Source organism: Thiothrix sp. (assembly GCF_028714775.1).
In the GTDB taxonomy this organism is placed as follows: Bacteria; Pseudomonadota; Gammaproteobacteria; order Thiotrichales; family Thiotrichaceae; genus Thiothrix.
Genome location: NZ_JAQTLS010000024.1, coordinates 1 through 26,087, shown reverse-complemented (window position 1 = coordinate 26,087; position 26,087 = coordinate 1). Strand labels below are relative to the sequence as shown.

Below are 26,087 nucleotides of genomic sequence, written 5' to 3'. Positions count from 1 at the left end.
AAGGGAGGGGAATTTCACCCCTCCCGATTATTTCACTGTGAAACGGCTACGATACGATGTTGAACGGCTGCACCCTGCCGACGGGAACGACGAAGCTGCCGCGGTGGATAAGCGTCGCGCTTGCTCCATCCGCTGCGCTGGCCTCGTCGAGGTCCCATCGCGGAATCTGCATACCCGAACCCTCATACGACCCAAGCCCCTTGATCTGCTTGTAGTTGTAGAACTCCGAGAGGTCGGTGTTGAGCGGGTCAACCAGATACTCCGCGAGCCCGTTGCCTCCGAGACCGATGATACAGTCGAAACTGTAGTTCGTCGCCCCGGAAGTGTTCGCCCATGCGCTCACGTTCTGCATGTTGTAATTACCCGGATACTGATAACCCGGAGTAACCGCATACGAACCGTTGGAACCGCTGATGGTCAACGTGACGTACCGCGTATCCTTGATGAGAAGGATGCTGTCTTTTATCCGGCCAACTTCGCCGGGGAAGCACTCGCGGTTCTTCGTCATGTAAACATCGGGCTTGTGCAGGTTCCCGATAATGTTGCCGCTGCTGTTGTTCGACGGGTTCATCGCCCAGTCGATGATATGCGGCGGGCAGAGCAGGAGCACCGTCGGAATACCGTCGATTTCGACTTTCTCGAACATCTGGACGTTCTCGGTGTACCATGCGATCATCGCCCACAGGTCCTGATTCGGCAGGCACAGCGGGGTCGATCCGGTGCCATTGGCCGCCATGAGAGCTTCCACCACGTCTTCAACGTAGCTTCCGCCTCCGGCGAAACTGCCGCTGGAATACCAGCCTTTTGAATCAGCCGCGCCGGTCGTTTTGGTCGGAGCGGTCTTGTTCCACAGAACCCGCGGAAGTGCCCGGTTCGGGATCAGGAAATGCGGGTTGAGCGTCTGGCTGAGACTCGTCGGGGCCGTGCAAAGCGCGTCCTCGGAAGTCATGACAAGCGCCTGGTGGCAGCGGAGGTCGAACAGTTCCGCCCAATACCGTTTGAGCGCCTGCGGGTTGCCGCTGTTCAGGTCGAGGTACTTGGTCTCGTTGCTGTAAAGGCCGTATTCCCACTGCTTCACGGCTTTTTTGATTTCCTGGTAGTAGAACTTCGCATACCGGAGATCACGGTCTTCCTCGTTGTTGAGGAGGATTGCGCCGGGACCGACGACCGGTGCTTGGTTGAGCGGCAGCGCCATGGTCATGATTACCGACTGGTCCGGCCCTTTGGACCCGCTGCCGGGAATCTGCATGATGCAGCCGAGATTTTCGACATCGATTTCCTTGCGCCTGTTAATGCGATACGACGTGGGAACGCGGCAAAATACGGAATCCTTTACCTTGTCCTCACGAAGCCGTTTTTCGTAGCCGATCTTACCGATTCCGGTTACGCCCAGGGAGGTAATATTCCTTGGGGTGCCTACTGCTACTGCGGTTGTCATAACTACTCCTCACTTTGGTTTACGAGGTGGAATGATCTGTTTTATTTCCTCTTCCGAATAATGCTCTTTCCTCATGGCCTGCTTGAGAATTTCGACTTCTCCGTCGGTCATCTCGGCATAAGATTTTCTATTCATAATCTCCAATGCCTGCGTAGCCAGTTGGTCATCATCCATCTGTCCCGCGCCCTGTCCTGCGGGAACTTCAACGGCTTTACCCCTGCGCTGGTCGAGAGCGGCTTCGAACTTCTGCCTGTCGCTTACGGCCTGCTGCAAGGGGTTTGCGTCGTTGAAAAATTCCGGGTATCGGGACTTCGCAATGGTAGCGGCAACATCGTAGGGTATTTCTACGAACTTACCATCTTTACGCACGCGGGTACACTCCTTGACGAGATAGATTCTCCGAAGAGCGTCCATCTCTTCCGGCGGTTTCACGTTGGCCTGCTCGGCTCGCGCTTTCATGCCGGTGGTGTCCGACGGATTGAAGTACGACAACACAACATCGTTGACGGGCTTCGTAAGGTTTCCGCTGGTGGTGTAAATGTCCCTGATCCCGCAGAGTCCGGCCAGCTTCTCAACAAAATCCGAATACTGAGCGTTAAGCGTCTCAATATCGGTTTTGGTAAGCAATTGGTTTGCGAACTGTGGATTGACCTGAAGCATACGAATTTCGTTGAATTCGTTTTGCACGGCCTGGTCAATTTCCTGCCGCGGGGCCGATTGTGGCGTTGCCGGGGGGGCGGGCGGTTGTGGCTGCGCTGCTTCTTTCTTCGCGGTGAGTATTTTTTCAAACGCCTCATCGCGGGCTGCCATGATTTTCTGATGCTCTTCGTTGAAGGGGTCGTAGTTCTCCGGGCGTTTCGGAATAACGATTTCTTCCGCCACCGGTTGTGCCGGGGGCTGCGGTTGTGCCGCTCTTTTTTCCAGTTCCGCCTTGAGCCTTGCGTTGTCCTCTTCGAGCGCCTTTGTTCGGACAGAGGAAGCTTCTATCGTCTGTCTCAACGAAGGAAGCTGGTGGTCCTTGAGGATCTTGATTGTCTGATCCTTGATTGGATAGCCCTTGACCATTTCGCGGATAGCGTCGGCCATCGTCCGGTCTTTCGGAGCGTAGTCGCCGAGATCCTTACGGCGCAGTTTAATATGGACTTCCTCTTCAGCATCCTCGGTTCCCGGTTGTGCCGGTGTTCCGGGTGCCGCCGGAGGTGTTCGTCCAGCTGCTCGATCCAGGCTATTTTTCTTCTGTGCCTCCGCGATTTCGTCAATGGTTTTCGAGTCCAGCGTATCGGAAACCTTGAGCGCAAGGGCCGGGTCTGTCCCGATTCTCGCGTCAAAATCCTCGACCGTTAAACCCTTAAGCTCGTTGGCGAATTCTACGGCGGTCTGCGGCGTTGCTGTCGCGTTATCCATGTGATCCTCCGGCCGCTTGTGGCGGCTTGGGCAGTGGCCTTTGTGGGGCCGGTTTTATATTCGCTGGCATCGGCGCTTGTGGCGGCTTCGGTGCCGGGATTTTCGGTTGTACGGGCGCGGCAGAAGGCGGAACAGCTTGCGGTGGCTGCGAAGGCATGGCGGAGCCTGCCGGTGCAGCTTCTTGCGGCATCCCCGGAGCTCCGGATGGCATTCCGCCCGGCTGCGGTTGCGGGTTCATCGCCTGCTTCTGCTGGTTCAGCTTAATCATGAGATCATTCGTCACCGCTTCGAGTTCCATTTCTCCCAACGCTTCGGCTTTCATCTTTTCGTCCGGGGAGAGCTGGTCAATCTTCGTGGTCAATGTGTTGAGCAGGAAAACAATGCTCGGCGAACTCGGTGGGACTTCCACGCGGGCCTTGATAAGATTGTTCAACACGGAAATGTCCGCAGCACGGCTCGTGGGCGTATTCTGCTTCTCGCTGATTATCACCATGCAGCGCATATCCTTGAGGGCCGACATATCGTTTTTGATGCCCTGGCTGCCGTCTTCGAGAGTCACGCGCTCGTTGAGCGTAATCGTGTCCTCAGAGTCATGACGATAGAACTGCCGCGGGATACTCATGAGCGAATACTGCTGTCCGGACTGAACGGCGTAATCAACGTAAGTCTCATGCCAGAAATTACGGAGGCGCCATATGGCGATGAACAATCCCATTTCTGCCTGGTTGACTTTGGAATCATGCAGACGCCCGCTTTCCGATTTACCTTCCGAGCGCCCAGACATTGCCGGGACGTTCCGGCTCACCAAGGGCCACATGCGATCAACAATATTTTCAAGTTCCTGAAATGCTTCGCTTGCGGCTGGACTTGGAGAGGAAAGGTCTTGAATCGCTTTGCCCTGGTACCCGGGAATGACCTCGAATGGCTCCGCGCCGGCGTCGTTATGTTGTTTCTTCGCGCGTTCAGCCTCTTCAGGAGAAGCAAACGCACCGGGGTCAATCTGTTTCGCCCCACCGAATCCTTCCATCTGAAGCCGAAACTGCTTCATCGACATCATGTAATTGACGTTTACCTGCATGTCCTTGACAGAATCGACTATTGCGTAAGGCTCGCCGTTCACCCGGTCATAAGAATAAACTTCAAAGGGCGGGTGCCCGACCTGAACTTCGCACTCTTCCTCGTCAAGAACTTCCTGAACGCTTATCCGCGGGCAAATGGTGGTTTTCATGCAGATGTTGTCGTAATCCGGCTTCTCGAATACCTGGTCCGGTTGCCAGCCGCTTTGTCCGAGCTTTTGATTGAGCCAGTTTATTTTATCATCCGGGTATTCGAGTTTCTTGGGTATGCGAACATCTCCTTTGTCCGTAATTACAAACTCGTATTTCGTGGGCTTTCGAATCATCCGGTACTCGTGAATCACCCGCTGCGCGTTGCCCCACGAATCACCCTGAACGTCAAACGGAACCGCACCGGTGGGCATACCGTAGGAGCCGGAGCCGCTCATAAACTGTTCGAGATCGAGCTTGAACCGCGGATTTCGGTCGCCCCATTTTTCATACATTGTGTCGGGGGTCAAAAACTGCTCGTGCCAGCAAATGCGCAGGTCTTTCATGTTCGTGGTTTTCCACATCGGATCACCGTACCACGAGTTCGGCAGGCACATCGAGAAACCGATATTTCCGAGCGGGTCCCACGTATCGTCAATGTCTATCCGCATCACCCCTTGAAATACAAGGCCCGCGATAATCATTTCTAAGAAGGTGTTATCCCAACTGCACCGCTCTTTATCGCAGTACATGATCTTTTTCAGGGCTTCGGTCAGGGTATTCGGCTCATCATCGACCGGAAGAAAATCCGGGTCATGCGGGGTCTGCGCGAGCGATGAAGCAAGGCGTTCGATGCTTACCTTGGCAAGATTGTACGTGAAAATATGGCGCCGCTTCGACAACATGAACCGTACCGCTTCCGCCGGCCACTGTCCAAGGCCGTATTCCGCATCGAGGCCGAGATACATGTGCCAGTTCTCAATGCTGCGGTCGAAATACCGCTGGTGAAACGCTTTGGCTCGCAAGGAACGCTCATAGACACGGTTGACCTCACGCGATATTTCCCCCTTATCGCGGAGCTTTTGAAGCTCGTCCATCGAGGTCTGTATCTGGGCCATTACCGGCATATTTTCACCACCATCGGAGTCTCATACCGTATCATACGCTTTTTCTTTTTTGAACTGATGACCTTTGAACTGATGATCCCGCCCGGCCCGGTTCTGAACTCCCACAGCGTTCTGCACGATCCACAGAAGTGTTGACTCGAATTCGGTGCGTCGATCTGGTGTCCACCGAGATAGGGTTTACCGGGGCAGGAGCATTCGACGCGAAGGAATTTCATTGCCCAACCACCGGAGCAGGCGCCCTCGCCGGAATCCCGCCTTTTGGTATCTGCGGGCCTATCGGAGCGAGACCGTATCCGTGCGCCATGCCGTATTTTTTCTTTTTCTTTTTGGTCTTCACTTGTGCGCCTTCTTCGGACGGATGGGAGAAAGAGCCTTACCTTTGGAAACTTTATTCCATTCCCCTATGAGATGATTGACAAAATAAAAAAGGCCCTACGTGTTTGCGCACGCAGAGCCTTTAGCGAAGAAGCCGTCCCATGAAGACGGATTTCTGGTATAATTGACATTGTTAGTTCATACCGTTCCTCCGCCCATTCATGGTTAGCCCTTCGCTAAAAGGACAAAATACTACCTGTTGCGTATATTATATAATTAAACGCAAGGGAATGTCAATACCAAAAATTAAAGCAGTAATCTTTCGGGGAAAAATTCAGCGAACATGGCAAACGGCTCTTCACAAGATTCGGGGTCGTATCCCATTCCGGTCGCCCATGCCTGGAAATCAAGCAGAGTCAAAAACGTCGGCGGGTCGATGCAGTTTCCCCAGAGCAGGAGTTGGAAAAGACGGGAAAGAGATTGATTCTTATCTTCGGTGTCTTCCATTGAATAGCTTTCTTGTTAAATTGGTTTCCAAGAAAATAGAGAGAGAAAGAAGTCACCGGAACAAAGAGAGAGAAAAAGAAAGCCCTGGGCAGAAAGAAAAATCCCTTGCTTTAACAGTCGGGGGTTGCCGGGGCACAAAAAGAATCGGCCTTCCTTGCCGATCTTTTCACTCCACTCTACACGCTTCCGGACGAGTAGAGGGAAGAAGTTGGCAAAAGAAGGCCGATTTTCCCGCACGCCGGAAGACATGCGATACTCTATTTTACTCTTTACTCCTTCAATATACCACAAAAACATTTAATTTGCAAGATATTTTTTATTCTCTCATAATCCAGTACAACCGACCGCATAAAGAACATTCATATCCGTCGTAGGTATGCCATCGCTCACTCGGCATCATCGTCTTCCGGATGGGTGTCAATGGTGTCCGGCTGCCCCACGACCGGCGATGGATGCCCGAAAATTCGCTGGTACTCCTCTTCCTCCATGCGCAGAAAACTTTTCCCTGCCGGTGCTTTCAGCGGCGGCGGGTTGGAGGAAGAGCCTTGGTTGATGTAGACTTGTCCCATTTTTTATCCTTTCGTTTTCTCCGGCACAAACTTTTCATAAGCCGGGCAATCATGTTCCCTATCCACCGGTTTAATCCCGCTGCAATTAGAAAAAAAAGGAGTCTTGCCACGGTTGAGCCATTGACAATTTTCACATTTCATAGAAGCTCCTTCACGCTACCCAACTGAAATCCGAATAAACTTTCCTCGGTTTCCCGAAGCAAGCATTCACCGCTTCGATGATACCAAAATTATATTTTGGCCGGGCGATATAGTCATGCCCGCACATCCAGCCGTCCGGTTTAAGCTTCGGCAGCCAGCGTAAAATATCATCTCTCACCGACTCAAAATGGTGGTCACCGTCAATGTAAACACCGTCAACCGAGCCGTTCTGAATCGTCCTGCAAACCACTGCGCTCTTGTCAAAACACTGCGTTATTTTGTCCGGGTAGCGCCTGCAAACCTTTATGGCCGCATCCCGCCACCGTTCGCTGCCGGGGAAATATGGGTCTATGGTGATTACGCGGCCTACGGTGAGAGCAAAGACTTCCGTGGATACTCCCATTCCGGTCCCGATCTCCACGACAAGAGAAGAGGGGTTGAAACAGTCGTGGATGAGATCGAGGAGCCCGGCGATACGGTTATGACCGTCATCGAGGACATCTGCCGGGAGTTCGACCCGCGGAAGGTCTTTCATTTCTTCGAGGCGAGTCATCCAACCTCCACGAGCCAGCACTGGTTAGAAACCAGCTTCACATTTGAACCGAATATTTCATCAACTGCCTTTTTTACTCCCTCGCTGTGTTCGGCGTAATCGTGTCCGCCGATGTAACCACCGGATTTTATTTTAGGCAACCACGCGGCGATGTCCTTTTTTACCGCCTCGTAAGAATGGTCGGCATCAACGAAAACGAATTGGAACGACCCGTCCCGAAACCCCTCTGCCGTTCCGGCGGAGTCGCCCGCGTAGATCGTGACTCGATCATAAATGCCATATCTTTTGAGGTTTTCGGTGAAGGCGTTGAGAATGCTTCCCCCGTGTTCCCGCACCACCTTGGAAACGTCCTCATTATTGCCGGACCCGCAAAAGTTGTCCACGGCCACGATGTTTAGCTTTTTCGCTTCGGCTATTGAGGCGAGATACACTAGGCTCCGGCCGAGGAACACACCCACCTCGACCATGGTGTCGCCAGGAGCGGCTTTCTCAACCATGAGGTCGTAAAGATCCGCGAAGTCGAACCAGCCGGGAATGTCTTCGCCGGGGATTTCGGTCATGCCCTTGCTCCCATTGCGTAAGGGGTGATCGTGTTCTTGGAAACGTGCCGATGCTTGCCGCCTATGTGGTTCCCGTGGATCCGGGAAAGCTGCGGGGAATGCGAATTCATGAAGTTCATATTTTCCTCCAAAGCTCGATTGTCTCCTTCAGCCCTTCCAGGTGTTCCCCGCACGCAGCCGCGAGGTCCATCCATTCCTTGTCGGCGAGCAGCTTGCGGATATATGACTGCTCGAATCCGTTGACCTGTGAATACCGCTCCTTGTTCTTTACCCGCATCCGCCAATCGCCGAGATGTATCCCATGGTGAGCCCAAAGATTCGGTTGCTTCGGCGGTTCGGGGAGACCGGATTCCTTGATGATTTTATATATCAGTGATTCATCGTACCACCATGCAGGGGAACCTTTTTCCATCAGTTCTTTGGCGTATTTCTCCCTGACCAAGCGCGTAATGTCCCACCATTCGCGGGTAACGAAATGGCACCCCGGACAGCGCGGATATCCCTCGGTGATGGACGAAACGTAGTTGTCGTAAGTTCGCAGGCCGTTCTTTGCCATAGATCGAAGGTGTTGCGTGATAATCGGTGTTTCCTCGGCCATGAGCAGCATATCGATGTCGGTGATGAGAACAGCGTCGAAATCTTTTGCGTTCGGTGGTTCATAGACGAAACGAAGGGCGGCGGTTGTGTAGCCATTGTCCGGGTATTTCAATAACCCCGAATCGGTAATATACTGCCCACATTCCGAATCCTTATCGGCGTTTCGCACAATAATAATCGGTTCTACCCCCGGCAATTCCTTCTTCACCCGATTCAAGAACAGCGGCGCATACCACTGGTAATTTCCCGAAACAATGGTCATTATCGCCAGTTTTTGCGGCTCCGGTGGTGCATCCATGCTCAGTTGGCGCAATTCTTCCTGATACGCCGCCCACTTATACCGTCTGGATGGCATGGCCTTGTAATCCGGGTGGTCCGGGGTGAACCCCGCCGGCAGGCCGTGTTTGCGTAGAAGATCGGCATTGCTCGCCACCTGTTCCGGCTTCTTAATCTCGACCCGGATCAAGGGTTTCGGATATTTCAGCCATGCCTTCACGATAGGGTTCTCGTGGAGTTCCTTGGGCAGCTCTTCCAGCCCGACTTCCCGGCAACCTTTCCACGCACCCCGAAATTGGGCCGCATAATGCAGGTCGTGGGCATAGGGCAGCTTATTCCAGACCTGGGCTACCCAGATAGCCTTCGGAACCGTATCGAGCTTCTCGGCCTTGCAGGACGCCTCTACCTTGGTCCAGACATCGGTGAGGGACCGGCGTACGGCCGTAAAATGCAGGAGCGGCGCCGGAACGTACTGTTTCCGTAGAATGTCGATTCCGCGAATGCTTTTCCCGATCTCTCCCGCCGCGTCCCGGTGGATGAATACCGTGGGGTGATAATCCGAATTGGGAGACACCCAATAGAACGGACTTTTGAGCGCGGCAATCCAATCGGTCGTGTAGCCGCGGGCCGGGTACTTCACCTTCAGGTTTTCATCCAGGATAGGCAACATGGTTTTCCAAAAGCCTTTGCCGGGAACTTCGTCGGTATCGATCACCATGATGTAGTCGAAGGGAATATTCTTTTCCTCAAGCCATTGGACTCCCTGCGCCCGCTGCTTGTTCTGGTCGGTGGAGTCGAAAATAATGTGGTGAATCTTCGGGTTCTGCTCACCGAATTCCTTGAGGAGCTTCGGGTAGACCGTATTTCCGGTTTCCCCGTTCCAGCCGACTTCCGAATGTACGAAAACCGCATGTTCCACGTGAAACAGAATGGAGCGGAGAGATTCGATTACGAATTCGTCGCCCCGAAAAGTAATTACCACCGCGCAGATTTTGGACATAGCTTTTTAATTTTCTCCCAAAGCGATTTTTTAGGGGGATGATGGGTTTTTAGATGAAAATTTTCTTCATCCTTTATAAAATTCTTTAATTCATCAATTGCCACATTAACAGCATCAAGGATTTTATTATCAATATGCTCTTTGATTTCTTTTTTGAAACAAAACATTTCCTCGGCAATCTTGGATCGAACTTCATCCGCTGGCATAAACGCACCATCTATCTTTTCCAAAAAACACTTGTCCCTTGCTTCTAATGCTAAAAATTTATTTTTAAACTTCTCAAAATTATTAGCACTACACCGGCTCGCCTTCCCACAAAATTCATAGAGCGAGTCAATCCTATCATTGGCCCGTTCAGCCTTGTTAGTATTATTATCAAGCCTGTCGTCTATGTGGTCTTCAAAATCGGCCACTTGCTTAATCACCATTGTTTCAATCGTCTGTTTTAATTTATTAATTGAATCTTTAGAAGATGCCGTTTTTTCATCAACATAATCTTTAACTTCATTCTTAAAAGCAACCAGTTCTGCGGCAACCTTTGCCCTGACTTCGCCGATAGGGACAATTAACTTTAAATTAATTTTTTTATTCATATTTACCCTTTCTTACTTGTAAAAACCCCCGCCGCCTGCAATCTCGTTTTCGTAGCAGAGAACTAACCCCATCATCATCACACACATCCATCTTTCGTGGCGAGTTCCCAGGCGAATTATGAGCCAGGGGGTTATTTTTTATCGCAGTCCGTTGCTCTGGTATTTCCAGCTATTATCCTGCTTGTGAAGGTCGAGGGAACCCCAATATTTATTACCTGTGTATTCCGACAGGGCTTCTTCAATGATTTCCTTCTGTCTTTCCCGGAGTTCTACTTCGATTGCCGGATTTCTAAGTGTGAAGGAAATATCAACGCAATCCTCGCGCTCGGAATAATCCATGCGAACGCCGAATTTTATTTCGATGAGGTCCGGCAAGAAAGAGAACACGGGAACCTTAAAAGAAATCTCCGGTGGAAACGCTTCGTTCTCCTTCGCTCCCTTGCGAGTCATGATGAATGAGAAATTTCCTTGGTTGTCTTCGGTGCGCTCCACGCTCGTTACCTTTTGCAAAACGAATTTCTTACTTTTCTCATGAAGCGTTTTGCATTTCGCGTCACCCCAAAAGCTCCGAAGATCGAAAAGGAGCGCCTCAAAGGCTTTGATCCCAAGGGGTTTTCCGTTCACCCCAAGAAGAATGTTGAGGAAAGGAGAGTTTTCGAGGGCGCACACCGCAGCGAGAACGGTTTGATGATCCAAGATGCCGGGTATTGCCTTTATATATTTTTCGTCATAGTAAAGGCAAAGCATCGTTTCCGACAGCTTCACATACCTTAAAAAATCCGATACGATGCAGGTGTTGAATGTCTCTTTGGTATGGTCTTCCAATACATGAAAATCATTCCCGACCCTCACCGGGCCGCCATCTTTGCCAACCGCCACGACCTTGATGTCACTCATTGCGCCGCCTTTTCAAAAGGTCTCGTATTTTCAGCCATCGGCAGTTCAAGCTCGGTCTGCAAAAGGTCGAGCATACTGTCGCCGGTATTGATGATAACGCCATCCTTGAGTTCGGTGGTGTAGTCCATCGACTTATGCGGCGGCACCTTCAGGAGCGTCGAGAACGATACCTTGCCGAAGCGAACATCAGACGCTTCGGGAGGATCGACAAAAATCTTGAGTTCGACACTCACGCCCTGGTTTCTTTCCCTCGCCTCGATCTGCGCCTGCTCGAAAAGAGCCTGCACTTCCGAAGCGAGCTTACCTTGCCCGATTTCGTAAAACCCCAACTTCTTCACTTCGCTCATGGACGATCCTTTCGCTGGTGGTTCATTTAATTCTTGGAAAAGGTGGTGACTCATGTTTATTAAAATCATCAATAAATCGTTTGAGTCGGTTTATCGAAGCGTCAAGCTCTCTTTGTGCGGCATCTCTCTTTCGCTTCCCGGCCTTATATAATCGCGTTTCCACCACCACCCCGGCCATGAAGGAAAAGAAAACGAGAGCGGCGATAAGGAGAATTGACATTCAGTACCACCCCTTCTCATGCGTCGCCGGGTTTTGATCGAACAGCCAACCGGGTATTTTTGGAATATTTTCATCTTCTATCGCGCATATTCCCATATCAGGAAACATGGCAAACATTGTTCGGTTATAGGAACCACAGTGTATTTGCAGATCGCACGACGCACATGGTTCCCCCTGAATACCCACACTGTCGCCAAAGTCCTTTGCTCGTGTCCAAAGAGCTTCAGGCGACAAGTGTGAGCTTTGATATTCCCATTCCCAAGGATCATAAACGACGTATCGGGCATTTGTCACGTATTTCCAATATTGCTTCGGCAGTAGACACATAGGAGCATACCGGATTGTGAACGTCACACCTTCTTGGCTTTCCATTATTCCCGCCAGTTCCGAAATGTACGGGCTGCTCTCTTTCGGGTCAACTATAACTTGGCGTGCGCGGTCGAAGTCGGCGGCCCAGCCGTAGAGTGGGAGAAATCCAAGGGAAACAATGTGGCGGCATCCGTAATTGAAACACTTCAAGGCTGTCCCTATGATTGAATCGTATGTTCCCTTCATGATCGTCATGTTTGCCCGCCAAGCCCATTTCTCCTTGCCAAGCCATTCCACCACGGCCTGCTGTCGCTGCGTCGCCCCCTTCTGGCCCATCACGATGTCCGCGTTAAAGCCATTGTGAATTGATAAATGCAAGTGATTCATCCCCGCTTCGCGCACCTTCTCGTAAGTCGAAACCGGGAGCGTGGCGTTGGAAATCATGGAAGAGCTTAAACCCATGCGAGTAAATTCCCGTATCGCATCAAGGAGATGGGGCCATATTCCAGGTTCCCCGGAACCGACTATTACGACATGATCGCAGCCCCGGCGCTGACCATCGGCAGCTTCGGCAAGAACCTCGGCAAGGGTTTTATCGCCGCGGGCTTTTACTTCGGGCGACCAGCGGTGAAAGCAAGAAACGCAGTTTGCATTACAGCGGCCGGTGACTTCTATTCCGACTCTGGTACAGGGTTTCATCGTCCGCATTCCTTTTTAATTTGGTTGCGTAAATTTCTCAACTCTCTGTATGCGGACGGCCTTTGTGGCTTCATATAACCAAATGTCAAAGTATAGCCCTTGGTAATTTTTGTTATTCCGAATCTTGGGTCGCCTTTTATAATTATTCCCCGTTTTCTTGCATACCGCTTCATCCATGGCGTAACGGTCCTGAATATTTTGTTCTGGACAAGAAGGATATTCCCCTTTGGGTTAGAATCCTTGTTTTTTAAAAGGGTAGATCGGCAATTGAGAATAAGCTGTTTTGTGATTTTCATGATAACTCATTCCCCTGTCTGCGGTTAGAAAAAAAATCTTCCACCCTGCACTTCCTCCAACCAGATGGCCCCCGAAGAATAGAAAAAACGCACTTTCCATTAAAGGTACAATTCGAGACCTTTGCGCCCGCAACATAGGGGTGTGGGATTAAAAACGATCTTTTCCTGCAATGTCGCTTTAATGCCATGTAAAGCTGTTCCGCCGTCACGTTTTTTCCCTCCACTTCCTCACCGGCCAAATATCCGGTACTTCGGTCGTGGAATACATGGCGTAGTGTATTGCCCACCCGCCGATTTCTTTGACCTCTTTGATCCGCTCTTCGGAAGCCAGAATTGCCATGACATTCTTTCTGCACTTCTCCGGGTCCGTAGAGTAGCAGGCGTGAATTTTTGACAGGTCAACGCGGAAGAATAGTTCCGGGTGTCGCTTGAATGCCTCCGATGTGTTCCAGATGCCGTAGTCCCAATAGCCGGGGGCCGCCGTCTTGAACGCCGGATGCTCCATGTGTTCAAGGGTAATTTCGATGATCTTTGTCAAGCCCGGATCACCCCTCCGGCACCCCAGGAACCCGTTGGCGGCAAGCTCGTTGTCGTGCCGGACAAACAGCGGCATTTTGCCGTTCGGCAACTCCATTTCGGCGCACATTTCCTTAATGGATACCAAGGGCCAGATGTCGCAATCGTTAAACCATCCCCCGTCCTTGTTGAGAACGGAGAGACGTATCAAGTCGGACCGGCTGGCCTGAACTCTGCCCACGGAACCTATTTTTTTGTATGCCTCTGCAAACATCGGATCAAGGTCGGACTCGCCGCACATGCGGACCTCGAAATCAGGATTGAGTGCCTTAAATTCGGCAATGTTCGCCTTTGCAAATTCCGGCAATTCCCCGCCGAGCCAGATGTAATTCATTATTCGGGGGATGTTCCAATATCCGCCCACGTTTCCCCTGGTATGTCGGACGGACGGGCGCTTGCGATAAATCTCACTCACCCCAAGCTCGGCAACCTTGACATAATCATTGGAATTCATCAGGAGTTCTATGGGATACGTGCCGAAATTATTCTCGATACAAAATACCTCAATGTCAAATTCTTTGAACGGGAACGCTTTCAACACCCGGAACTCGGCGCCTTCAATGTCGAGCGTGAGAAAGTCCACTTTTGACAGTTCGTGCTTTCGTAGCATGTCAGCCAAGGTCGTGCAAGAAACGGTGATTTTATACCTGTCGCCCTTGGAAATGTTTTTCTCTATCCGGGCACCGTGTTCCGATTCAATCGTTTCGGTGATACCTCCCCACCCCGTAAGCCCTCCCTCGACGGCCAGAAATTCTTTCTTGCACTCGGAGTCCCAAAGCCCGCGATTGTCAACCTTGCAAGAACGGTTCCTTTTCAGTTCGGCAAAGCGGGCAAGATTGGCCTCAACGCAAAGCCCGGTCCAGCCCAAGGAACGCTCGAAAAACAGGCTGTTGCTGCAAATAATTCCGTCAATGGCCCCGGCCTCGAAAAAGGTTCCGCCGCGCTTGCCCTTGAAAATGTTCTCGTTGGCCCACCGGTCCTCACCGTATTCGGAAAAGTAAACTCGCTTGCGGGTGCGCTTCGTGCCATCGGGAGATTCGTCCCAAATGGAATGAAAGAGTTTAAAGTTTTTGTCCCACGCTTGGCCTTGCCCTTTTTTTTCATTGATGTGAATGAGATGGCATTTATTGTTTATCACGATTCGGCCGCGCGGATTAAGCTCTTGCATTTCGGCTACAAAGGAATCGTCCTCAAATCCTGACAATTGATAACCTTCAGGATACCCGGCCTTTTGGGCTTCGACATCATCGAAAAACCGGAGATTGTTTCTTCGGAAAGCAATGGCCGCCGTGGGAACGCGGGGAACATCGGAAAGATCGCCATGAGAATTGCCTTGGTACATCATCAGCCCTTGGCTCCCGTCGGGATTGAGCAGGCGTGCGCTGGTGATAAGAACAGATGGGTCATTGAGCGGAGCAATCATGTCCTCAACCCATCCTTGGTAAAAAGCTGCAATATCATCATCCACCATCAGAACAATTTCCCCGCTCGTATTATCAAGGCAATCATTCCTATTCGCTGCGGCAGATTGCTTTTTGCAAGAGGCATAGACCTCGTGGTTTTCGCAAAAACCTTCGAGACAATTCATCAAGGGAGCGATTTCGTCGGCTGTTTGGCACGTGGGTATGCAGATGGAAATGGTCATTTCACCGCTCCACGCTTCGCCTCGTTGACGATTGCCTGTGCGATAAACCGTGGCCTTGTGGTGTTCAGCTTATCCGCCGCCCGCTTTGCCAGCTTCCAGACAGAATCCTTGAATTGAACCGTTTTCTGTTTCTTCATAAAGTTAATATACCGTTATGCCGATTCGATGTCAAATACTTTTTTCACTTTCTCCACCACCGCTCCGAATTCTTTCAACACCGCAAGTATTTCATCCGGCGATCGGGCGATTTTCCACCCCTCGGCCTTGGCGAAAACCTTCTGGCGACCGTGGAGAGCGCCCACCGCTCGTCCCTTTTTGTCCTGTGTTTTCATTTCAAGTTTCAGCGAAAGGAAAATTCCCGGCGCGACCTGGGCCATCACCAGATTGTCCGGCAGGCGGCCGCCGACGATTCCGAAAAACATCTTCTGAATCCATGGGGGTGCGTTGAACTTCATCCAACCTAACAGGGCATCCGGGAACCGCAGCGAGTCCCAACCGAACAAGTCAATGGCGCCGTCGGCAAAGAACTGAAGCGCGGACTCCGGTATCTCCGCCCGCTTCGTGGGGGATTTCTGCGGCTCGAACCAGATTTTTTTAGGGATTGCCGTGGGGAACTTGATACGGTACTCTTCAATGGTCATCTGGTTGTCGGGCTTCATGGTTTCACCTTTTTCCCCTCCGTCGGCACGCTCGGTATGTACCCCGGTGCATTTTTAAGTTCTTCGGGAATGCCAAACTTCTCCTGCGCCTCCACCGGCTCAAGGGTAACTCTCGAAATAAGCCGGAGAGCTTCGTCGGCCAGTTTCTTTTCCTCTTTATCAAGTCTCAAGCTGGCCCGGCGGGAAAGGTCGTCGAGCCAGTTCAAGACATCCCTGGTAAGGTCATTCACTGTTAATCCCCGTCGTAGTCGGGTTCACGATCTTCTACTATTCCTTCGAGAATCTCTTCCTCAATGGCCGTAATCTGATCGTGGTCAAAAAGCTCGATGACATCCGCGCCGTTGAGTTTTATAGATTCGATCTCCACCTGCTCCGGCTCGTCCGGCTCAAGCGCAGGCCCGAAGCGCCCGTCTCGCGCACCACGATAGGCCTTTGAATAGGTGTATTCGATCTGGCACTCAGCCTCAACGGTAAGTGTTTTGGTGATGGTTTTTGAAGTCATACCACTGCCTCCTCTTCCCACCAGTACCCGGTCTCAGAAAGCAGTTCCACGCGGGCCTTCAGTGGGATGTTGTGATTGTACCGTACCCGGCCATGGAAATGAACCTTCGCCTCGAAGAGTCGCGCCCACAAAACACTATCGTCCGGCAGAGACGCTTCAAACTGAACGAAATCTTTGTGCTGAATGCGCTCCTCCGGGGTCAACTCGAACTCGTGGACCGGGAAGCTGCCCCGCACTGCCGGCCGAGTCGCCGCCGCCACCGCCCGCGGGATCTGCGTCGCCACCTTCAGCCAATCAATTTCCGTTACTGGTTTCTGCGCCCACTGCTCGATGAATGATTTTGACATATCCTGCTCCTTCGCTTGAGAGGTTTATGTGTTTTGACGGTGAATATTAGACCTTCAATATCCCCGCCAGTTTTATAATCGCTTCTTCATACTCCGCTGCCGACTCCGCCCGCTTGTCGATCAGAAATTTATACATTTCGTAAACCTTTAAATCTCGGCAGTTATGATAATATCGGTGGGCTTCGGAAAGGACTGCTTTTATTTTTGGATTCATATATTATTTTGCCATGCCCTTGCATCGTCCAGAGTATAAAAGTTTCCACTATCCCGATCATATTGCAAAATATCAAGCCCGACTTTTCCATGAATTTTATATTTAATTTTTTGAACGTGAATAGTAATCTGGTTTTTCTCAAAGTCCCGGTGAATCGTTAAACCGTTATCCGCCTTATTATACCAGTGCGCGGACCCGGCAAGATCGTAAAGTGTCGGTACGTTGTAAATCTGTGCATCTTTGTCCTTATACATTTTTGCAGGATGAGCGACAATAAAAATCGCTATGTTGTTTCTTCTGCCAAAACGCCGGAGCCGGGAAAGAGAACGGCCTATATAATCGGTTTCTTTTTCATCAGCAAGGTTTATGTCCAATTCGTTCCACGGATCAATTACGAGCGCGTCAAACTCCCCGTTTTTTACCGGCGCATATATAAGGCTCATAAGGTCATTCAATCCGTGCCTATCTTCGGATAATTTTACAAATCTGAAATATCCCTCAAGCCAGCTTATTGCTTCGTCTATTTCTTCGGCTGTCATGTTATAAATGCTTTTACTTAAATATTTTTCGGCAAGTTTTTGAAGATGTAGCTCTGTCGGGTAGTTTTCCGGTGAAAACATACACCATTTCCAGCCGTGATCTTTTGCTATATTCAGAGCAATAGCATCCATCAATTCAGATTTTCCATGACCGGGAATGCCATTAATAATATTCAGGGTCCCTTTTGCCGGTTTATAAAACTCGTCAAGGCTTTTAAATCCTGTCGAAACTCCGCGCGCGCGAAATTTATCTGAATTAAATTCCCGCATATTTTCCAGGCGCGAAAGCGGGGAAATCAATTCCGGCCTGTTTTTTTCTTCCGAAAGCCCATTAATACGCCCAGATATATCAAGATAAAAGTTTTCGGTTTTTGAGTGTAAATCAGCAAGAGAAACGTCATCATTAAAAGAATCGTTTATTATTTTTGTCGCTTCCTCGATTGTTTTTCTGCGGATAGAAGCGTCCATTATCAATTTGGCATGGATTGGTATATTTTTTTCATGGCAGGGACAAATACCGCCCGATTCCGTATCAAAGATAACGGTATAATCTATAAATTCATTTTCTGTAAATATTTTTCTTGAAACTATTTCCCTCATCAAAAGATCGTAGTCAAAGGGCTTTTGGGTCTGAAACATTTCCGTCAAAACTATAAAAATATCACGATTGTCCGTTGAATAAAAATCTTCCGGTTTTAATCCTGTGTCCAGGGCAATCTTGAGCAATCCATAACCGCGCAGGCAGGTAGAAATAATAATATTTTCTTCGCTGGCTACTGAGGGGGGAATTCGGTCAATCATAAAACAAGCCCGCCCATGTATTGTTTTTTAGGTTCTAATTTTGTTGGCTCATCCAGCCACGCTTGCGCGTTTAAATAAGAGGAAGGATACGGAATATACTGGCCGTTATCTTTTATCCATTGATCGGATTTCATTTGCCATTGAAGAGCAGTTTTAATTAATTCAATGGTGGCAGCCGGTTCTTTTATTTTAATCCATGCTTTTGCAGCATCGCCTTTATTTTTTTTCTTTGGATAAAGAGCCCAGAAAGATAAGAAAGAAGAAGAGTCCTTTTCCTTTTCCTTTTCCTTTTCCTTTTCCTTTTCCTTTTCCTGTACCCTATCAATAGGGTATTTATAGGGTATTAATAGTCTATCGGCAAGGGCAATGACTGGGCGGTGTGCTGGACACTCTTTAGTAAGGTTTCCGTATTGATATTCGATGAATTTTGTTAGGTAAAATTTGCCGGTCTGAATTTCTTTTATACGTTCTCCGAAGGATTTTAAATCATCAATTAAAACTGTTTCGCCTATTTGAAAAGAAGCTAATTCCATATCCGGTTCAATAACTCCGGCAATATTGCATTGAGTATAAAGCCAGTCCCAAAGACATTTTAATTTCGGTGATAATTTTCTAAACCATGGATCTGACCATTTTTCGGTGGAAGTAAATCTTTTTGACATATTTTTTTTTGATAGAAAAAAGCCAGCCCGTTTCTTCTGGACGGAAGAAAAACGGCTATGCGTCCGGGGCCTTGCGGCGCTCCGAAACTGGCTATATTTTTTTAGTCGTGAATCCGTCCAGATTCTGCATGCCATAAATAATAAATTACGAAAACGAAAAGGTCAAGAAAATAATTATTTTTATTTCCCCGCCTCCACCAAGTCGTTTTTTATAAAATAATTTTGCCCGTTATCGTCCAAAATCTTTCGTGCCTTTTGTAAATAGTCCTTCCAATCAATGTCGCTTTTCTCATAGTTGAGCTTGCCGAGTTTCCAGAATTGCGGGCGGGTGTATTCGTGGAATAAAAGGTGTTCGATAATCCAGAGCGTTTCTTTTGGGTCAAGCACGGGTTCAAGGGAAACCCAGGTATAAATATTCATCGCGTTCGCCATGACAAGGGAATCCACACGGCTTGCAAACGACGCGGTATTCGGCTCCCAATTCAAGCGGATTTGCTCGGAAACACAGGTGAGGGAGGAACCGTATTTCCACCCGTATTTTTTAAGGAGATCGAAGTCGGCCGTCGCCCGCATCCCGGCCTTACTCAAAATCTGGACTCCCCACCCGCATTTTCCCAGAATTTCCAACGCGGGCCGGGTAATAGATTCTGAGGCGGGAATCAACGGATAGGGATCTGAAGTGAAGCATAAAAGCACTTCGCGCTTATCCTTCGGTCCTTTCGACGCGGCCTTTTCGAGCGCAGGCAGCAGGCCCAGCCGCGCGCGGCACGGTTGAGGCTTGTACCATGGTGTTTTGGAATTGAAGCAATATTTGCACGAAAGGTTACACGCCGTGTAAAGATTCAGCGCAAGGCCGGAAAACTCGGCGGCCCGGCCGGAGGGCTCATAAATGGTTCTCATGGGTTTCCCTTTTTCTGCAATGAATTCCATTTTTCAACAAGACATTGTTTCTCAAAGCCAAAAATTATTGCAGTATTATATCTGCTCCGAGATGTGGGAGGCATGTCTCGTCGATCTGGAAAAATGTAATTTCCACAATGCAAACATCCAAGTTTTTGCTTAAACATCCATCCGCCTAATAATGGTGGTGGGTTGTTACAAAAATCAAGATTAACAAAAACCGGTTTTGATCCGCATGAACACAATACCGGATCTATAAAATCAAGATCAGTTATCATTTAATTTCCTTTTCACGAAGCGGCAATAAAACCGGTTCTCTCTTGGCCCACGGTCGCAAAACCCTTCACGAACGCAACCGTCGCAAATAGTTCTGTCTTGGGAAAGGGTATGGATCAGCAGGTAGACAAAGGCCGCTCCGCAGCAAAGGGAAAAGCAAAGCAGGCCAAGATAGAATAGTTCCGGTGCGCCCATTTATTTTTCCCCCTCCACGAAAACAGCGATAAGCGGTCTGTTCCACACTCCATCCTTGTACCGGGCGCATGGATACCGATAGGCCGATTCCCGTATCTCCCCGCTCTTTCTGAGACACCTGTAAAGGCGGGACAATTCCCGTTCACACCATTTCCGGTTCTCCGGCAGATCGGGGAGCCATTTCGTAATTTGGATCATCGTGTCCTCTACGAATATTCGGCGTAAAACTGATCGAATCCCTGCTCTTCGGGCAAGGGAAGGGATATGTTCATTTCCTGCATCGCTTCGAGCCTGACTGCTTCGAGGAAATAGTGCATTTGTTTCGTGTCTAAGTCAGCCTTTGAAACCGGCACCTCAAACTCTTTCCCGCGGAAGGTCTTTATCTCTTTGCCGAGGTACTTGTCTTTGAAATAGCAATCCAGAGTTTTAATGTCGGTTTCGGTGTCGTCCTCGATGCACTTCAGCCAGAGGAAATAGAGGCGAAGCTGCGGGACAGACTTCGGCTTCCGCACCGGCTCGAAAGAGAGCAGCCATTCCTTGCCGGCCAGATCGAGCTTGGAAATAAAGTCGAAAAAAACCGGGAGGTCGGCGGGGGAGCGGATTATTTGGCGCATAGATCCTCGACCATTTGTATTCTTTTGCCTATCCACCTTATTACTGGCACTGCCATTGAATTTCCGAGAGCCTTGTATCTCGGTCCATCTGCCGCCTGTTTTCCGCGAAAATCAACCAAAGTATAATCATCAGCAAAACCCTGTAACCTTTCGCATTCTCGCGGCGTGAGTCTCCGAACCTGCATACCACTTTGAATGCCATGTTGATCTCGCGCTGTGCAGGAATACATTACATCATCGGAGGAAACACCGATTGCCGGATATCCGCTTCCGGGTTTCCCGCCAGCAACCGCTAATGTCGGCATTGTTTCGCTTACCCGAATTTCCCCGCGCTGGTTTTCCGCGATAGAAACAATTAAATGACCCGGCTTTGTATCTGAATCCGCCCCTTTCGCGTCCCGCTCTTGGAGACATCCAGCAACAAGCGATGTTCCCCGGCCGGCTCCATCATCGGAAGCATCAAACCCTTCGGAGTTAAGAGAATGTGCTATGATATTTTCTTGACCGCTATTTCTTCCTTCCGCAAAGGCAACTTCCGAGGTACACGGGTCTTGTGTTCCATGAAGAGCAATCACGGGATCTTGTCCTCTGCTTTCTCCTGTTCGCTCAACCCCCCGGCCACTGCCCGTAAGGCTTGGAGCAACATTGGCGGCAATGCTTTCCCCCGCTTTTCTGCTCGGCGGAGTATGCCCTTCGAAGCTGTGGCGCTCAAAAAGTACCGCTGCGGCACATTGCCAACTTCCAAGACATCCGATAACGAAGACACGACGGCGCCGCTGTGGTACTCCGGCGTATTGAGCGTCCAGAACTCGGTAGGCGAACCCATACCCGAATTGCCCCAACCCCCCAAGGAAGGCTCCAAACGCTCCGGTTTTATCAGACAGGACACCGGGAACGTTCTCCCATACCATCCACCGGGGGCGATAGCGTTGAAGGATTCCAAGGTAAACGAGGGTAAGGTTGCCACGCGGATCATCCAAGCCCTTTCGGAGGCCAGCGACACTGAATGACTGGCAGGGTGTTCCTCCGCAAATAAGGTCAATTGCATAATCCGGCCATCCTTGGAATTTTTTCATATCTCCAAGATTCGGTATTTTTGGATAATAGTGTTTTAAAACGGCACATGGGAACGGCTCTATTTCGGAAAAGAAAACAGGATTCCAACCGAGACCATGCCACGCCACAGAGGGGGCCTCTATTCCACTGCAAACAGTGGCATAATTCACGACTTCACCTTCTCCGTTGGCCGGTAGATACCCAAAAGCTCCTCCCCGGCAATCCGATGGATCTCCCCGACCTGAAATCCCACAAGGAACACAATAGGCACAAGTTTTTGATTCCCCCGAATTTGGAGCAAATCACCATCGGAAGTGACCTGCTCCGGCTTGAGACGTTCGGCGCGGACCTTCATCAATCGACTCCAGGTTCACGGGGAAGCAGGGATGGTTTTTCGGCTACTTTGAAACTTTTTATTACTTCGGGATTGTGCTTTAAAACGTCCAGAATCGCGTTATATTCGGCCGTTTTTATTCCGGCCGATGTTGTTACCCCAATTTTGTTAAAAAGCCAACCCTGCCACTGTTTCGACAGTATCCCCACTTTTTTAATGAGAGTATTCAATTCTTGCCTCTCAGGCAGGCCGATTAAGGGCTCCTTGGCTGCCAACGGAGTCTGTGGGGCTACAGAAGCGGGGGGAGGGGGCAGTGTCGGAGCCACTACGGGTTGAACCTCGGCTACAACGGCCTCCTCGGCGTTCACAATGGCATTTTCTTGGAAGAGCAGGTCTTCCTTGTCCGGTTCCGGCGCCGGGAGTTCAAGTAGTATCTTTGTCGCGTCGATCATGGCAAGCCGCTGAATCTCTGAAAGAGCGATACTCATGCTGATGTGCAGGATGTAGTGTTCCCGCGCCATGCCATCATGGGTAATGGTCTGCGCGCGCCGCTCAAGCGTCAGGGGGACCATGTGACACCGCTGAGCCACAGCGGTAATGTAATCGATGCAGGAGTTGATGTTGACGATGCTGTGGAAGGATGATGTGATGATCTCCCAAACCCCGGCGCCAGGCAGGTCCGGCAGCAACACAAAGAGCGATGCCGACTCCTTACATTTTTTTGCCTTGTAGTACGGGCATTTCTGGCCCCGACATTCGACGTTCACCCCGCCGAGTTCTGCAGGTCCGGTTATTTTCAGCCCTTCGGCGAACTCCTTGGAAATGCAGGTCGCAGTTTCTCCGTCACCCTTGCATTTCAAGACCGAGCCACCGTATCGCTTGAAAAACTGCGGGAAAAATACCCGCGGGTCCGGTAGGGGGAGCATGATTTTAATGGTCTTTGGCTTTTCCCCGTAAAGTCGCTGGAACTCTTCGATCAACCGCTTGTTTTCCAGTTCGGACGGTGTTTTCGGATCGAGCTTGAAGTAATCGAGTTCGGCAGGGTATTCCTTTCCGCCGGCCGTTACTCTTTTTTCCCCAAGCCGGATTTTTCCGAGCCGGGGGAGCCGTCGCACTTCAGAAAGTCCTTTGATTGGCATATCCTCAATTCTCCTCTCTTCTAAAAGGTATTTGCCGAACGAGCAAAATTCGGCTACTTCACAATATTTCGAGCACTTCAGGCCATCCCAATTTTCCTTGCCCGAACAGACATTCGGGCAATATCCATCTTCAATGGCATCGAGCAACGCCATTTTCTTTCGTTCAAAATACGTGGTTACTTCAGCATCGGGAAGAATTTTAACATTGAAAAGATAGATGTTGCGAAACACACCGCGACTACGGGCGATATAGGTATTCCCGTCACGGACAAGCGCCTGAATTTTCAGTTCGTCTATTTTAACCCCTTTCCACTCGGCTTTCATACGGTATTGGTTGAGCTGTAATTCTACTTCCCAAAGATCGACCGCGCTTTCATCGCGCACCAGAACGTCCCTGGTTTTCGGCCCCCCCTTGCGTTTCCCTGATTTAAAAATTTCCCCGGTTTGTTCCTTGACAATCTTAAAACCAAGGGCTTTTGCTACTTTGAACGAACCCCAGGTTTTATAATCAGTCAAGATTGTCTTACCATTCTCCGTTTCGATTACGTCGGATATGCCGGTAATATTATCACCGTTTGAATCGAATTTCATTTCCAGTACAGAGAGCTCGTCCTCGCTATTTTCAAGCACGGAATGAACCTTCGTTCCGTTTACCATGAAAGCGCTTTTATAAGGAGAACGACAATAGCCATGCTTGATTTTGAGGAAAGAACACATTGTTCCTTGAATGAGTTGCGTCGTACTTGGCTTACCGGTCCAAGGGCGGTCGCGGGAAACGAGCTGAAGATAACTGCGGGTTGCGCACCGGCAGGGCATGCGGCAACCGCCTTCCTTCAGGCAGTCGGTTACATCAATGCGCAGGCCGTCGGGGCATTCAAAAGTTTTAAGGGGCATGAAATCTCCTTCGCTTATCCATAATTATAACCAATGCCGCAAAAGATGTCAACAACTAAATAATAACTATCTAATAATTATTTTCTTGACTTTCATTTTTGCCGCGATATATAATTAGAAGTGAAAGGGAAAATCATGGTAAAGCAAAAGCAGATTACGGTAAGGGAGGAAACGGCGAAACGCTTTGTGGATTATAAGCGGTCTGCCGGGGGAAAATTGACAAACGACGATGCGCTTAATGGCCTGATGAAAAATACTAAAGTAAAGAAAATTGAATCTCTTTTTGTAGCTCGCCCAAGTCATCGTGGCGGAGGTCGGTGAAAAAAGCGATAAGCCGAACACGATTTTACTGAAGGAATGCAAGGTAATGAAGAGTTATGAGGAAAATAAAAAGCCGGAGTTGTTGTAGTTTTCTCGGAAATGAGAACTAATTGACCTATTAACTATAACCCATGCGGAATATCCGCATGTTATTTGCGCATGTCAAACCGAATAAATAATTAAACGGTAGGCCAGCGCCGAAGAAAGGAAAAGAAAATGGAAACCGAAGTTTGTAACCTGCAATTGCCAGCCAAATGCACCAGGGTACAGTTGTTGCACGAAGTACCGTTTGCAGTAAGCAAAGAATGCAAGAAATGCATATTTAAGGCAGAGGCAAAAATTGAAATCGACGATTCAAACTCTTTGCAATTCATGCAGCAGAAATAAATATTGCAATATGGTAGAGGCATTGCGGGGATGCAAAGTAAAAGAATGTACAGAATATCAAGAAATAAAAACCAAGACGGCGCTGGCAATGGAGGCGCAAATAACAATGCGCTCAAGCGGACTGTTACCGCGAATGCCATAGGAAAAAGGGTATTATAAAGCGGTACAGCGGCTTATCGCAACGTTAGGCTACACCAATCGCCTCATCGTGCGGCGCGAAAGAAAAAATGGAAATAAATCTTCGTTTCAAAATTGATTCTTTAACGTGGAAGCAACCTGTTCACGAAAATTTACAAGATTTAGAATGCTCTGTTTGCGGAGATGGTCTTGGAAATAGGAAATGGGCGCATGCCTGGGTTACAAAATTAAGATGGAGTGGTCAAGCTTCTTCCGGTGCAAGATTGTGCGAAAGGTGCGCTACAGAAGCAGAACAAAGCGCCGTCCAGGCGCAAGGGGTGTAGCCTAACAACCGGTTGTAGCTGACCCTACCGCCCGAGTTCGCACGGCGGTGCCTTTGCAAGCAGGAACTATGGTTTTTATAGTTTTTAAAATTAGGAATAACAAACACTGTCCCGGTTTCCAACAATTGCGGTAGGGCCGCTAAACCGGGGCGTTATGTTGCAAAAGTGAAGAGAAAGCCGCATCGTGCGGCTTAATATAAAACAATAAACAAAGGAGAAATAATGCAAGGATTAATTCAGGCACCCCAAATGTGCGAGACAAAATCTCTCCGTAACTTGGGTGTTATGGAACAACTGAATATACGGAAAGAAAAAGCGACGCAGGAATTAGATGAAATAAACAAGACAATCGAAATGTTCTCCGCGCATCCGGAGTTCGAGCAATGCTTAAGCCAGCTTGCGCGGGTAGGCATTTACAGATAAACGGCTTATGGCACGTCCTATGCCAAAGCCGTTCACTTTTGCAACATAACAACCGCTTCAACGCTGACTGTACCTGCACGGCCATCGGAAGCGGATAATATTATAGCAGGTACAGCAGGTTAACCCGCACGTTCGGTTGACATGGCGGCATAGCATACGGCAGCCCAAGATAAAAGAGAATTAAGAAAAAGAAATCGCGCCGCAGGAAAGAAAGAAGAATATTATGAATAACAACGAAAACAGATCAG

At 49.5% G+C, this 26,087-nt stretch carries 30 protein-coding genes; 3 read left to right on the top strand and 27 right to left on the bottom strand.

Features of this window, described 5'->3' with window-relative positions:
* Positions 1-46: 46 nt before the first annotated feature.
* The 27 genes from PHE17_RS18085 to PHE17_RS17955 all read right to left on the bottom strand — a co-directional run bounded on the left by PHE17_RS18085 (position 47) and on the right by PHE17_RS17955 (position 24,247).
* On the bottom strand, positions 47-1,438 hold the full coding sequence (locus PHE17_RS18085; RefSeq protein WP_301017314.1) for a hypothetical protein: 1,392 nt from the start codon (positions 1,436-1,438) through the stop codon (positions 47-49).
* A 9-nt stretch (positions 1,439-1,447) separates the two neighbouring features.
* The gene (locus tag PHE17_RS18080) at positions 1,448-2,842 is read right to left on the bottom strand and encodes a hypothetical protein (RefSeq protein ID WP_301017313.1); all 1,395 of its coding nucleotides are present in this window, start codon (positions 2,840-2,842) and stop codon (positions 1,448-1,450) included.
* Complete coding sequence (locus PHE17_RS18075) at positions 2,835-5,015, bottom strand: hypothetical protein (protein ID WP_301017312.1); 2,181 nt, start codon at positions 5,013-5,015, stop codon at positions 2,835-2,837. The genes PHE17_RS18080 and PHE17_RS18075 overlap by 8 nt, the downstream gene beginning before the upstream one ends.
* 621 nt (positions 5,016-5,636) lie before the next feature.
* The gene (locus PHE17_RS18070; protein WP_301017311.1) at positions 5,637-5,837 is read right to left on the bottom strand and encodes a hypothetical protein; all 201 of its coding nucleotides are present in this window, start codon (positions 5,835-5,837) and stop codon (positions 5,637-5,639) included.
* Between the two features lie 15 nt (positions 5,838-5,852).
* Entirely contained in the window at positions 5,853-6,086 is a 234-nt protein-coding gene (locus tag PHE17_RS18065) for a hypothetical protein (protein ID WP_301017310.1), read from the bottom strand.
* 137 nt (positions 6,087-6,223) lie between these two features.
* Complete coding sequence (locus tag PHE17_RS18060; protein WP_301017309.1) at positions 6,224-6,406, bottom strand: hypothetical protein; 183 nt, start codon at positions 6,404-6,406, stop codon at positions 6,224-6,226.
* Positions 6,407-6,557: 151 nt separating this feature from the next.
* Complete coding sequence (locus PHE17_RS18055; protein WP_301017308.1) at positions 6,558-7,100, bottom strand: class I SAM-dependent methyltransferase; 543 nt, start codon at positions 7,098-7,100, stop codon at positions 6,558-6,560.
* Positions 7,097-7,660 carry a class I SAM-dependent methyltransferase gene (locus tag PHE17_RS18050; RefSeq protein ID WP_301017307.1) on the bottom strand — a complete coding sequence of 188 codons (564 nt, stop codon included), beginning with the start codon at positions 7,658-7,660 and terminating at the stop codon, positions 7,097-7,099. Before PHE17_RS18050 ends, PHE17_RS18055 begins: the two co-directional genes overlap by 4 nt.
* Before the next feature lie 115 nt (positions 7,661-7,775).
* Positions 7,776-9,533, bottom strand: a complete 1,758-nt coding sequence (locus PHE17_RS18045) for a hypothetical protein (protein WP_301017306.1) — start codon at positions 9,531-9,533, stop codon at positions 7,776-7,778.
* Positions 9,509-10,126: a hypothetical protein gene (locus PHE17_RS18040; RefSeq protein WP_301017305.1), complete on the bottom strand. Its 618-nt coding sequence runs from the start codon at positions 10,124-10,126 to the stop codon at positions 9,509-9,511. Before PHE17_RS18040 ends, PHE17_RS18045 begins: the two co-directional genes overlap by 25 nt.
* 138 nt (positions 10,127-10,264) lie before the next feature.
* Positions 10,265-11,023 (bottom strand): hypothetical protein, encoded by a 759-nt coding sequence (locus tag PHE17_RS18035; protein WP_301017304.1) that lies wholly within the window; start codon positions 11,021-11,023, stop codon positions 10,265-10,267.
* Positions 11,020-11,370 carry a hypothetical protein gene (locus tag PHE17_RS18030; RefSeq protein WP_301017303.1) on the bottom strand — a complete coding sequence of 117 codons (351 nt, stop codon included), beginning with the start codon at positions 11,368-11,370 and terminating at the stop codon, positions 11,020-11,022. Before PHE17_RS18030 ends, PHE17_RS18035 begins: the two co-directional genes overlap by 4 nt.
* A 22-nt stretch (positions 11,371-11,392) precedes the next feature.
* Positions 11,393-11,590 carry a hypothetical protein gene (locus tag PHE17_RS18025; protein ID WP_301017302.1) on the bottom strand — a complete coding sequence of 66 codons (198 nt, stop codon included), beginning with the start codon at positions 11,588-11,590 and terminating at the stop codon, positions 11,393-11,395.
* Positions 11,591-12,598 (bottom strand): radical SAM protein, encoded by a 1,008-nt coding sequence (locus PHE17_RS18020; RefSeq protein WP_301017301.1) that lies wholly within the window; start codon positions 12,596-12,598, stop codon positions 11,591-11,593. It abuts the gene before it with no gap.
* A gap of 501 nt (positions 12,599-13,099) precedes the next feature.
* The gene (locus PHE17_RS18015) at positions 13,100-15,115 is read right to left on the bottom strand and encodes an FkbM family methyltransferase (protein WP_301017300.1); all 2,016 of its coding nucleotides are present in this window, start codon (positions 15,113-15,115) and stop codon (positions 13,100-13,102) included.
* A complete protein-coding gene (locus tag PHE17_RS18010; RefSeq protein ID WP_301017299.1) occupies positions 15,112-15,252 on the bottom strand; it encodes a hypothetical protein in 141 nt (46 codons plus the stop codon). The genes PHE17_RS18015 and PHE17_RS18010 overlap by 4 nt, the downstream gene beginning before the upstream one ends.
* 15 nt (positions 15,253-15,267) lie before the next feature.
* Positions 15,268-15,774: a hypothetical protein gene (locus tag PHE17_RS18005; protein WP_301017298.1), complete on the bottom strand. Its 507-nt coding sequence runs from the start codon at positions 15,772-15,774 to the stop codon at positions 15,268-15,270.
* On the bottom strand, positions 15,771-16,004 hold the full coding sequence (locus tag PHE17_RS18000) for a hypothetical protein (protein ID WP_301017297.1): 234 nt from the start codon (positions 16,002-16,004) through the stop codon (positions 15,771-15,773). Before PHE17_RS18000 ends, PHE17_RS18005 begins: the two co-directional genes overlap by 4 nt.
* A 2-nt stretch (positions 16,005-16,006) precedes the next feature.
* A complete protein-coding gene (locus PHE17_RS17995; protein ID WP_301017296.1) occupies positions 16,007-16,276 on the bottom strand; it encodes a hypothetical protein in 270 nt (89 codons plus the stop codon).
* Positions 16,273-16,623 carry a hypothetical protein gene (locus tag PHE17_RS17990; protein WP_301017295.1) on the bottom strand — a complete coding sequence of 117 codons (351 nt, stop codon included), beginning with the start codon at positions 16,621-16,623 and terminating at the stop codon, positions 16,273-16,275. Before PHE17_RS17990 ends, PHE17_RS17995 begins: the two co-directional genes overlap by 4 nt.
* Positions 16,624-16,833: 210 nt before the next feature.
* Positions 16,834-18,177: a DnaB-like helicase C-terminal domain-containing protein gene (locus tag PHE17_RS17985; RefSeq protein WP_301017294.1), complete on the bottom strand. Its 1,344-nt coding sequence runs from the start codon at positions 18,175-18,177 to the stop codon at positions 16,834-16,836.
* The gene (locus PHE17_RS17980; RefSeq protein WP_301017293.1) at positions 18,174-18,839 is read right to left on the bottom strand and encodes a hypothetical protein; all 666 of its coding nucleotides are present in this window, start codon (positions 18,837-18,839) and stop codon (positions 18,174-18,176) included. Before PHE17_RS17980 ends, PHE17_RS17985 begins: the two co-directional genes overlap by 4 nt.
* A 180-nt stretch (positions 18,840-19,019) precedes the next feature.
* Positions 19,020-19,739 (bottom strand): radical SAM protein, encoded by a 720-nt coding sequence (locus tag PHE17_RS17975; protein ID WP_301017292.1) that lies wholly within the window; start codon positions 19,737-19,739, stop codon positions 19,020-19,022.
* Positions 19,740-20,416: 677 nt separating this feature from the next.
* Positions 20,417-20,824, bottom strand: coding sequence for a hypothetical protein (locus PHE17_RS17970; RefSeq protein ID WP_301017291.1), 408 nt, complete (start codon positions 20,822-20,824; stop codon positions 20,417-20,419).
* The gene (locus PHE17_RS17965; RefSeq protein ID WP_301017290.1) at positions 20,812-22,050 is read right to left on the bottom strand and encodes a DNA cytosine methyltransferase; all 1,239 of its coding nucleotides are present in this window, start codon (positions 22,048-22,050) and stop codon (positions 20,812-20,814) included. The genes PHE17_RS17970 and PHE17_RS17965 overlap by 13 nt, the downstream gene beginning before the upstream one ends.
* Positions 22,047-22,235 carry a hypothetical protein gene (locus PHE17_RS17960; protein ID WP_301017289.1) on the bottom strand — a complete coding sequence of 63 codons (189 nt, stop codon included), beginning with the start codon at positions 22,233-22,235 and terminating at the stop codon, positions 22,047-22,049. The genes PHE17_RS17965 and PHE17_RS17960 overlap by 4 nt, the downstream gene beginning before the upstream one ends.
* Positions 22,235-24,247, bottom strand: coding sequence for a hypothetical protein (locus PHE17_RS17955; RefSeq protein ID WP_301017288.1), 2,013 nt, complete (start codon positions 24,245-24,247; stop codon positions 22,235-22,237). The genes PHE17_RS17960 and PHE17_RS17955 overlap by 1 nt, the downstream gene beginning before the upstream one ends.
* 135 nt (positions 24,248-24,382) lie before the next feature.
* On the opposite strand from PHE17_RS17955, the gene PHE17_RS17950 reads away from it, so the two are divergent.
* The 3 genes from PHE17_RS17950 to PHE17_RS17940 all read left to right on the top strand — a co-directional run bounded on the left by PHE17_RS17950 (position 24,383) and on the right by PHE17_RS17940 (position 25,839).
* On the top strand, positions 24,383-24,568 hold the full coding sequence (locus PHE17_RS17950) for a hypothetical protein (protein ID WP_301017287.1): 186 nt from the start codon (positions 24,383-24,385) through the stop codon (positions 24,566-24,568).
* A gap of 216 nt (positions 24,569-24,784) precedes the next feature.
* Positions 24,785-24,955 carry a hypothetical protein gene (locus tag PHE17_RS17945; protein WP_301017286.1) on the top strand — a complete coding sequence of 57 codons (171 nt, stop codon included), beginning with the start codon at positions 24,785-24,787 and terminating at the stop codon, positions 24,953-24,955.
* Between the two features lie 683 nt (positions 24,956-25,638).
* Complete coding sequence (locus tag PHE17_RS17940) at positions 25,639-25,839, top strand: hypothetical protein (protein WP_301017285.1); 201 nt, start codon at positions 25,639-25,641, stop codon at positions 25,837-25,839.
* Positions 25,840-26,087 lie beyond the last annotated feature (248 nt).

What these genes read in the sequence shown, in the direction of transcription:
- PHE17_RS17980 (WP_301017293.1), bottom strand. Translation starts at nt 18,839, where the DNA reads ATGTCAAAAAGATTTACTTCCACCGAAAAATGGTCAGATCCATGGTTT.
- PHE17_RS18005 (WP_301017298.1), bottom strand. Translation starts at nt 15,774, where the DNA reads ATGAAGCCCGACAACCAGATGACCATTGAAGAGTACCGTATCAAGTTC.
- PHE17_RS17940 (WP_301017285.1), top strand. Translation starts at nt 25,639, where the DNA reads ATGCAAGGATTAATTCAGGCACCCCAAATGTGCGAGACAAAATCTCTC.
- PHE17_RS17985 (WP_301017294.1), bottom strand. Translation starts at nt 18,177, where the DNA reads ATGATTGACCGAATTCCCCCCTCAGTAGCCAGCGAAGAAAATATTATT.
- PHE17_RS18035 (WP_301017304.1), bottom strand. Translation starts at nt 11,023, where the DNA reads ATGAGTGACATCAAGGTCGTGGCGGTTGGCAAAGATGGCGGCCCGGTG.
- PHE17_RS18015 (WP_301017300.1), bottom strand. Translation starts at nt 15,115, where the DNA reads ATGACCATTTCCATCTGCATACCCACGTGCCAAACAGCCGACGAAATC.
- PHE17_RS18020 (WP_301017301.1), bottom strand. Translation starts at nt 12,598, where the DNA reads ATGAAACCCTGTACCAGAGTCGGAATAGAAGTCACCGGCCGCTGTAAT.
- PHE17_RS18080 (WP_301017313.1), bottom strand. Translation starts at nt 2,842, where the DNA reads ATGGATAACGCGACAGCAACGCCGCAGACCGCCGTAGAATTCGCCAAC.
- PHE17_RS17950 (WP_301017287.1), top strand. Translation starts at nt 24,383, where the DNA reads ATGGTAAAGCAAAAGCAGATTACGGTAAGGGAGGAAACGGCGAAACGC.
- PHE17_RS17945 (WP_301017286.1), top strand. Translation starts at nt 24,785, where the DNA reads ATGGAAACCGAAGTTTGTAACCTGCAATTGCCAGCCAAATGCACCAGG.
- PHE17_RS18055 (WP_301017308.1), bottom strand. Translation starts at nt 7,100, where the DNA reads ATGACTCGCCTCGAAGAAATGAAAGACCTTCCGCGGGTCGAACTCCCG.
- PHE17_RS17960 (WP_301017289.1), bottom strand. Translation starts at nt 22,235, where the DNA reads ATGAAGGTCCGCGCCGAACGTCTCAAGCCGGAGCAGGTCACTTCCGAT.
- PHE17_RS17970 (WP_301017291.1), bottom strand. Translation starts at nt 20,824, where the DNA reads ATGCGCCAAATAATCCGCTCCCCCGCCGACCTCCCGGTTTTTTTCGAC.
- PHE17_RS18040 (WP_301017305.1), bottom strand. Translation starts at nt 10,126, where the DNA reads ATGAATAAAAAAATTAATTTAAAGTTAATTGTCCCTATCGGCGAAGTC.
- PHE17_RS18075 (WP_301017312.1), bottom strand. Translation starts at nt 5,015, where the DNA reads ATGCCGGTAATGGCCCAGATACAGACCTCGATGGACGAGCTTCAAAAG.
- PHE17_RS17955 (WP_301017288.1), bottom strand. Translation starts at nt 24,247, where the DNA reads ATGCCCCTTAAAACTTTTGAATGCCCCGACGGCCTGCGCATTGATGTA.
- PHE17_RS17975 (WP_301017292.1), bottom strand. Translation starts at nt 19,739, where the DNA reads ATGAGAACCATTTATGAGCCCTCCGGCCGGGCCGCCGAGTTTTCCGGC.
- PHE17_RS18025 (WP_301017302.1), bottom strand. Translation starts at nt 11,590, where the DNA reads ATGTCAATTCTCCTTATCGCCGCTCTCGTTTTCTTTTCCTTCATGGCC.
- PHE17_RS17990 (WP_301017295.1), bottom strand. Translation starts at nt 16,623, where the DNA reads ATGTCAAAATCATTCATCGAGCAGTGGGCGCAGAAACCAGTAACGGAA.
- PHE17_RS18050 (WP_301017307.1), bottom strand. Translation starts at nt 7,660, where the DNA reads ATGACCGAAATCCCCGGCGAAGACATTCCCGGCTGGTTCGACTTCGCG.
- PHE17_RS17995 (WP_301017296.1), bottom strand. Translation starts at nt 16,276, where the DNA reads ATGACTTCAAAAACCATCACCAAAACACTTACCGTTGAGGCTGAGTGC.
- PHE17_RS18070 (WP_301017311.1), bottom strand. Translation starts at nt 5,837, where the DNA reads ATGGAAGACACCGAAGATAAGAATCAATCTCTTTCCCGTCTTTTCCAA.
- PHE17_RS18030 (WP_301017303.1), bottom strand. Translation starts at nt 11,370, where the DNA reads ATGAGCGAAGTGAAGAAGTTGGGGTTTTACGAAATCGGGCAAGGTAAG.
- PHE17_RS18060 (WP_301017309.1), bottom strand. Translation starts at nt 6,406, where the DNA reads ATGGGACAAGTCTACATCAACCAAGGCTCTTCCTCCAACCCGCCGCCG.
- PHE17_RS18010 (WP_301017299.1), bottom strand. Translation starts at nt 15,252, where the DNA reads ATGAAGAAACAGAAAACGGTTCAATTCAAGGATTCTGTCTGGAAGCTG.
- PHE17_RS18045 (WP_301017306.1), bottom strand. Translation starts at nt 9,533, where the DNA reads ATGTCCAAAATCTGCGCGGTGGTAATTACTTTTCGGGGCGACGAATTC.
- PHE17_RS18065 (WP_301017310.1), bottom strand. Translation starts at nt 6,086, where the DNA reads ATGTCTTCCGGCGTGCGGGAAAATCGGCCTTCTTTTGCCAACTTCTTC.
- PHE17_RS18085 (WP_301017314.1), bottom strand. Translation starts at nt 1,438, where the DNA reads ATGACAACCGCAGTAGCAGTAGGCACCCCAAGGAATATTACCTCCCTG.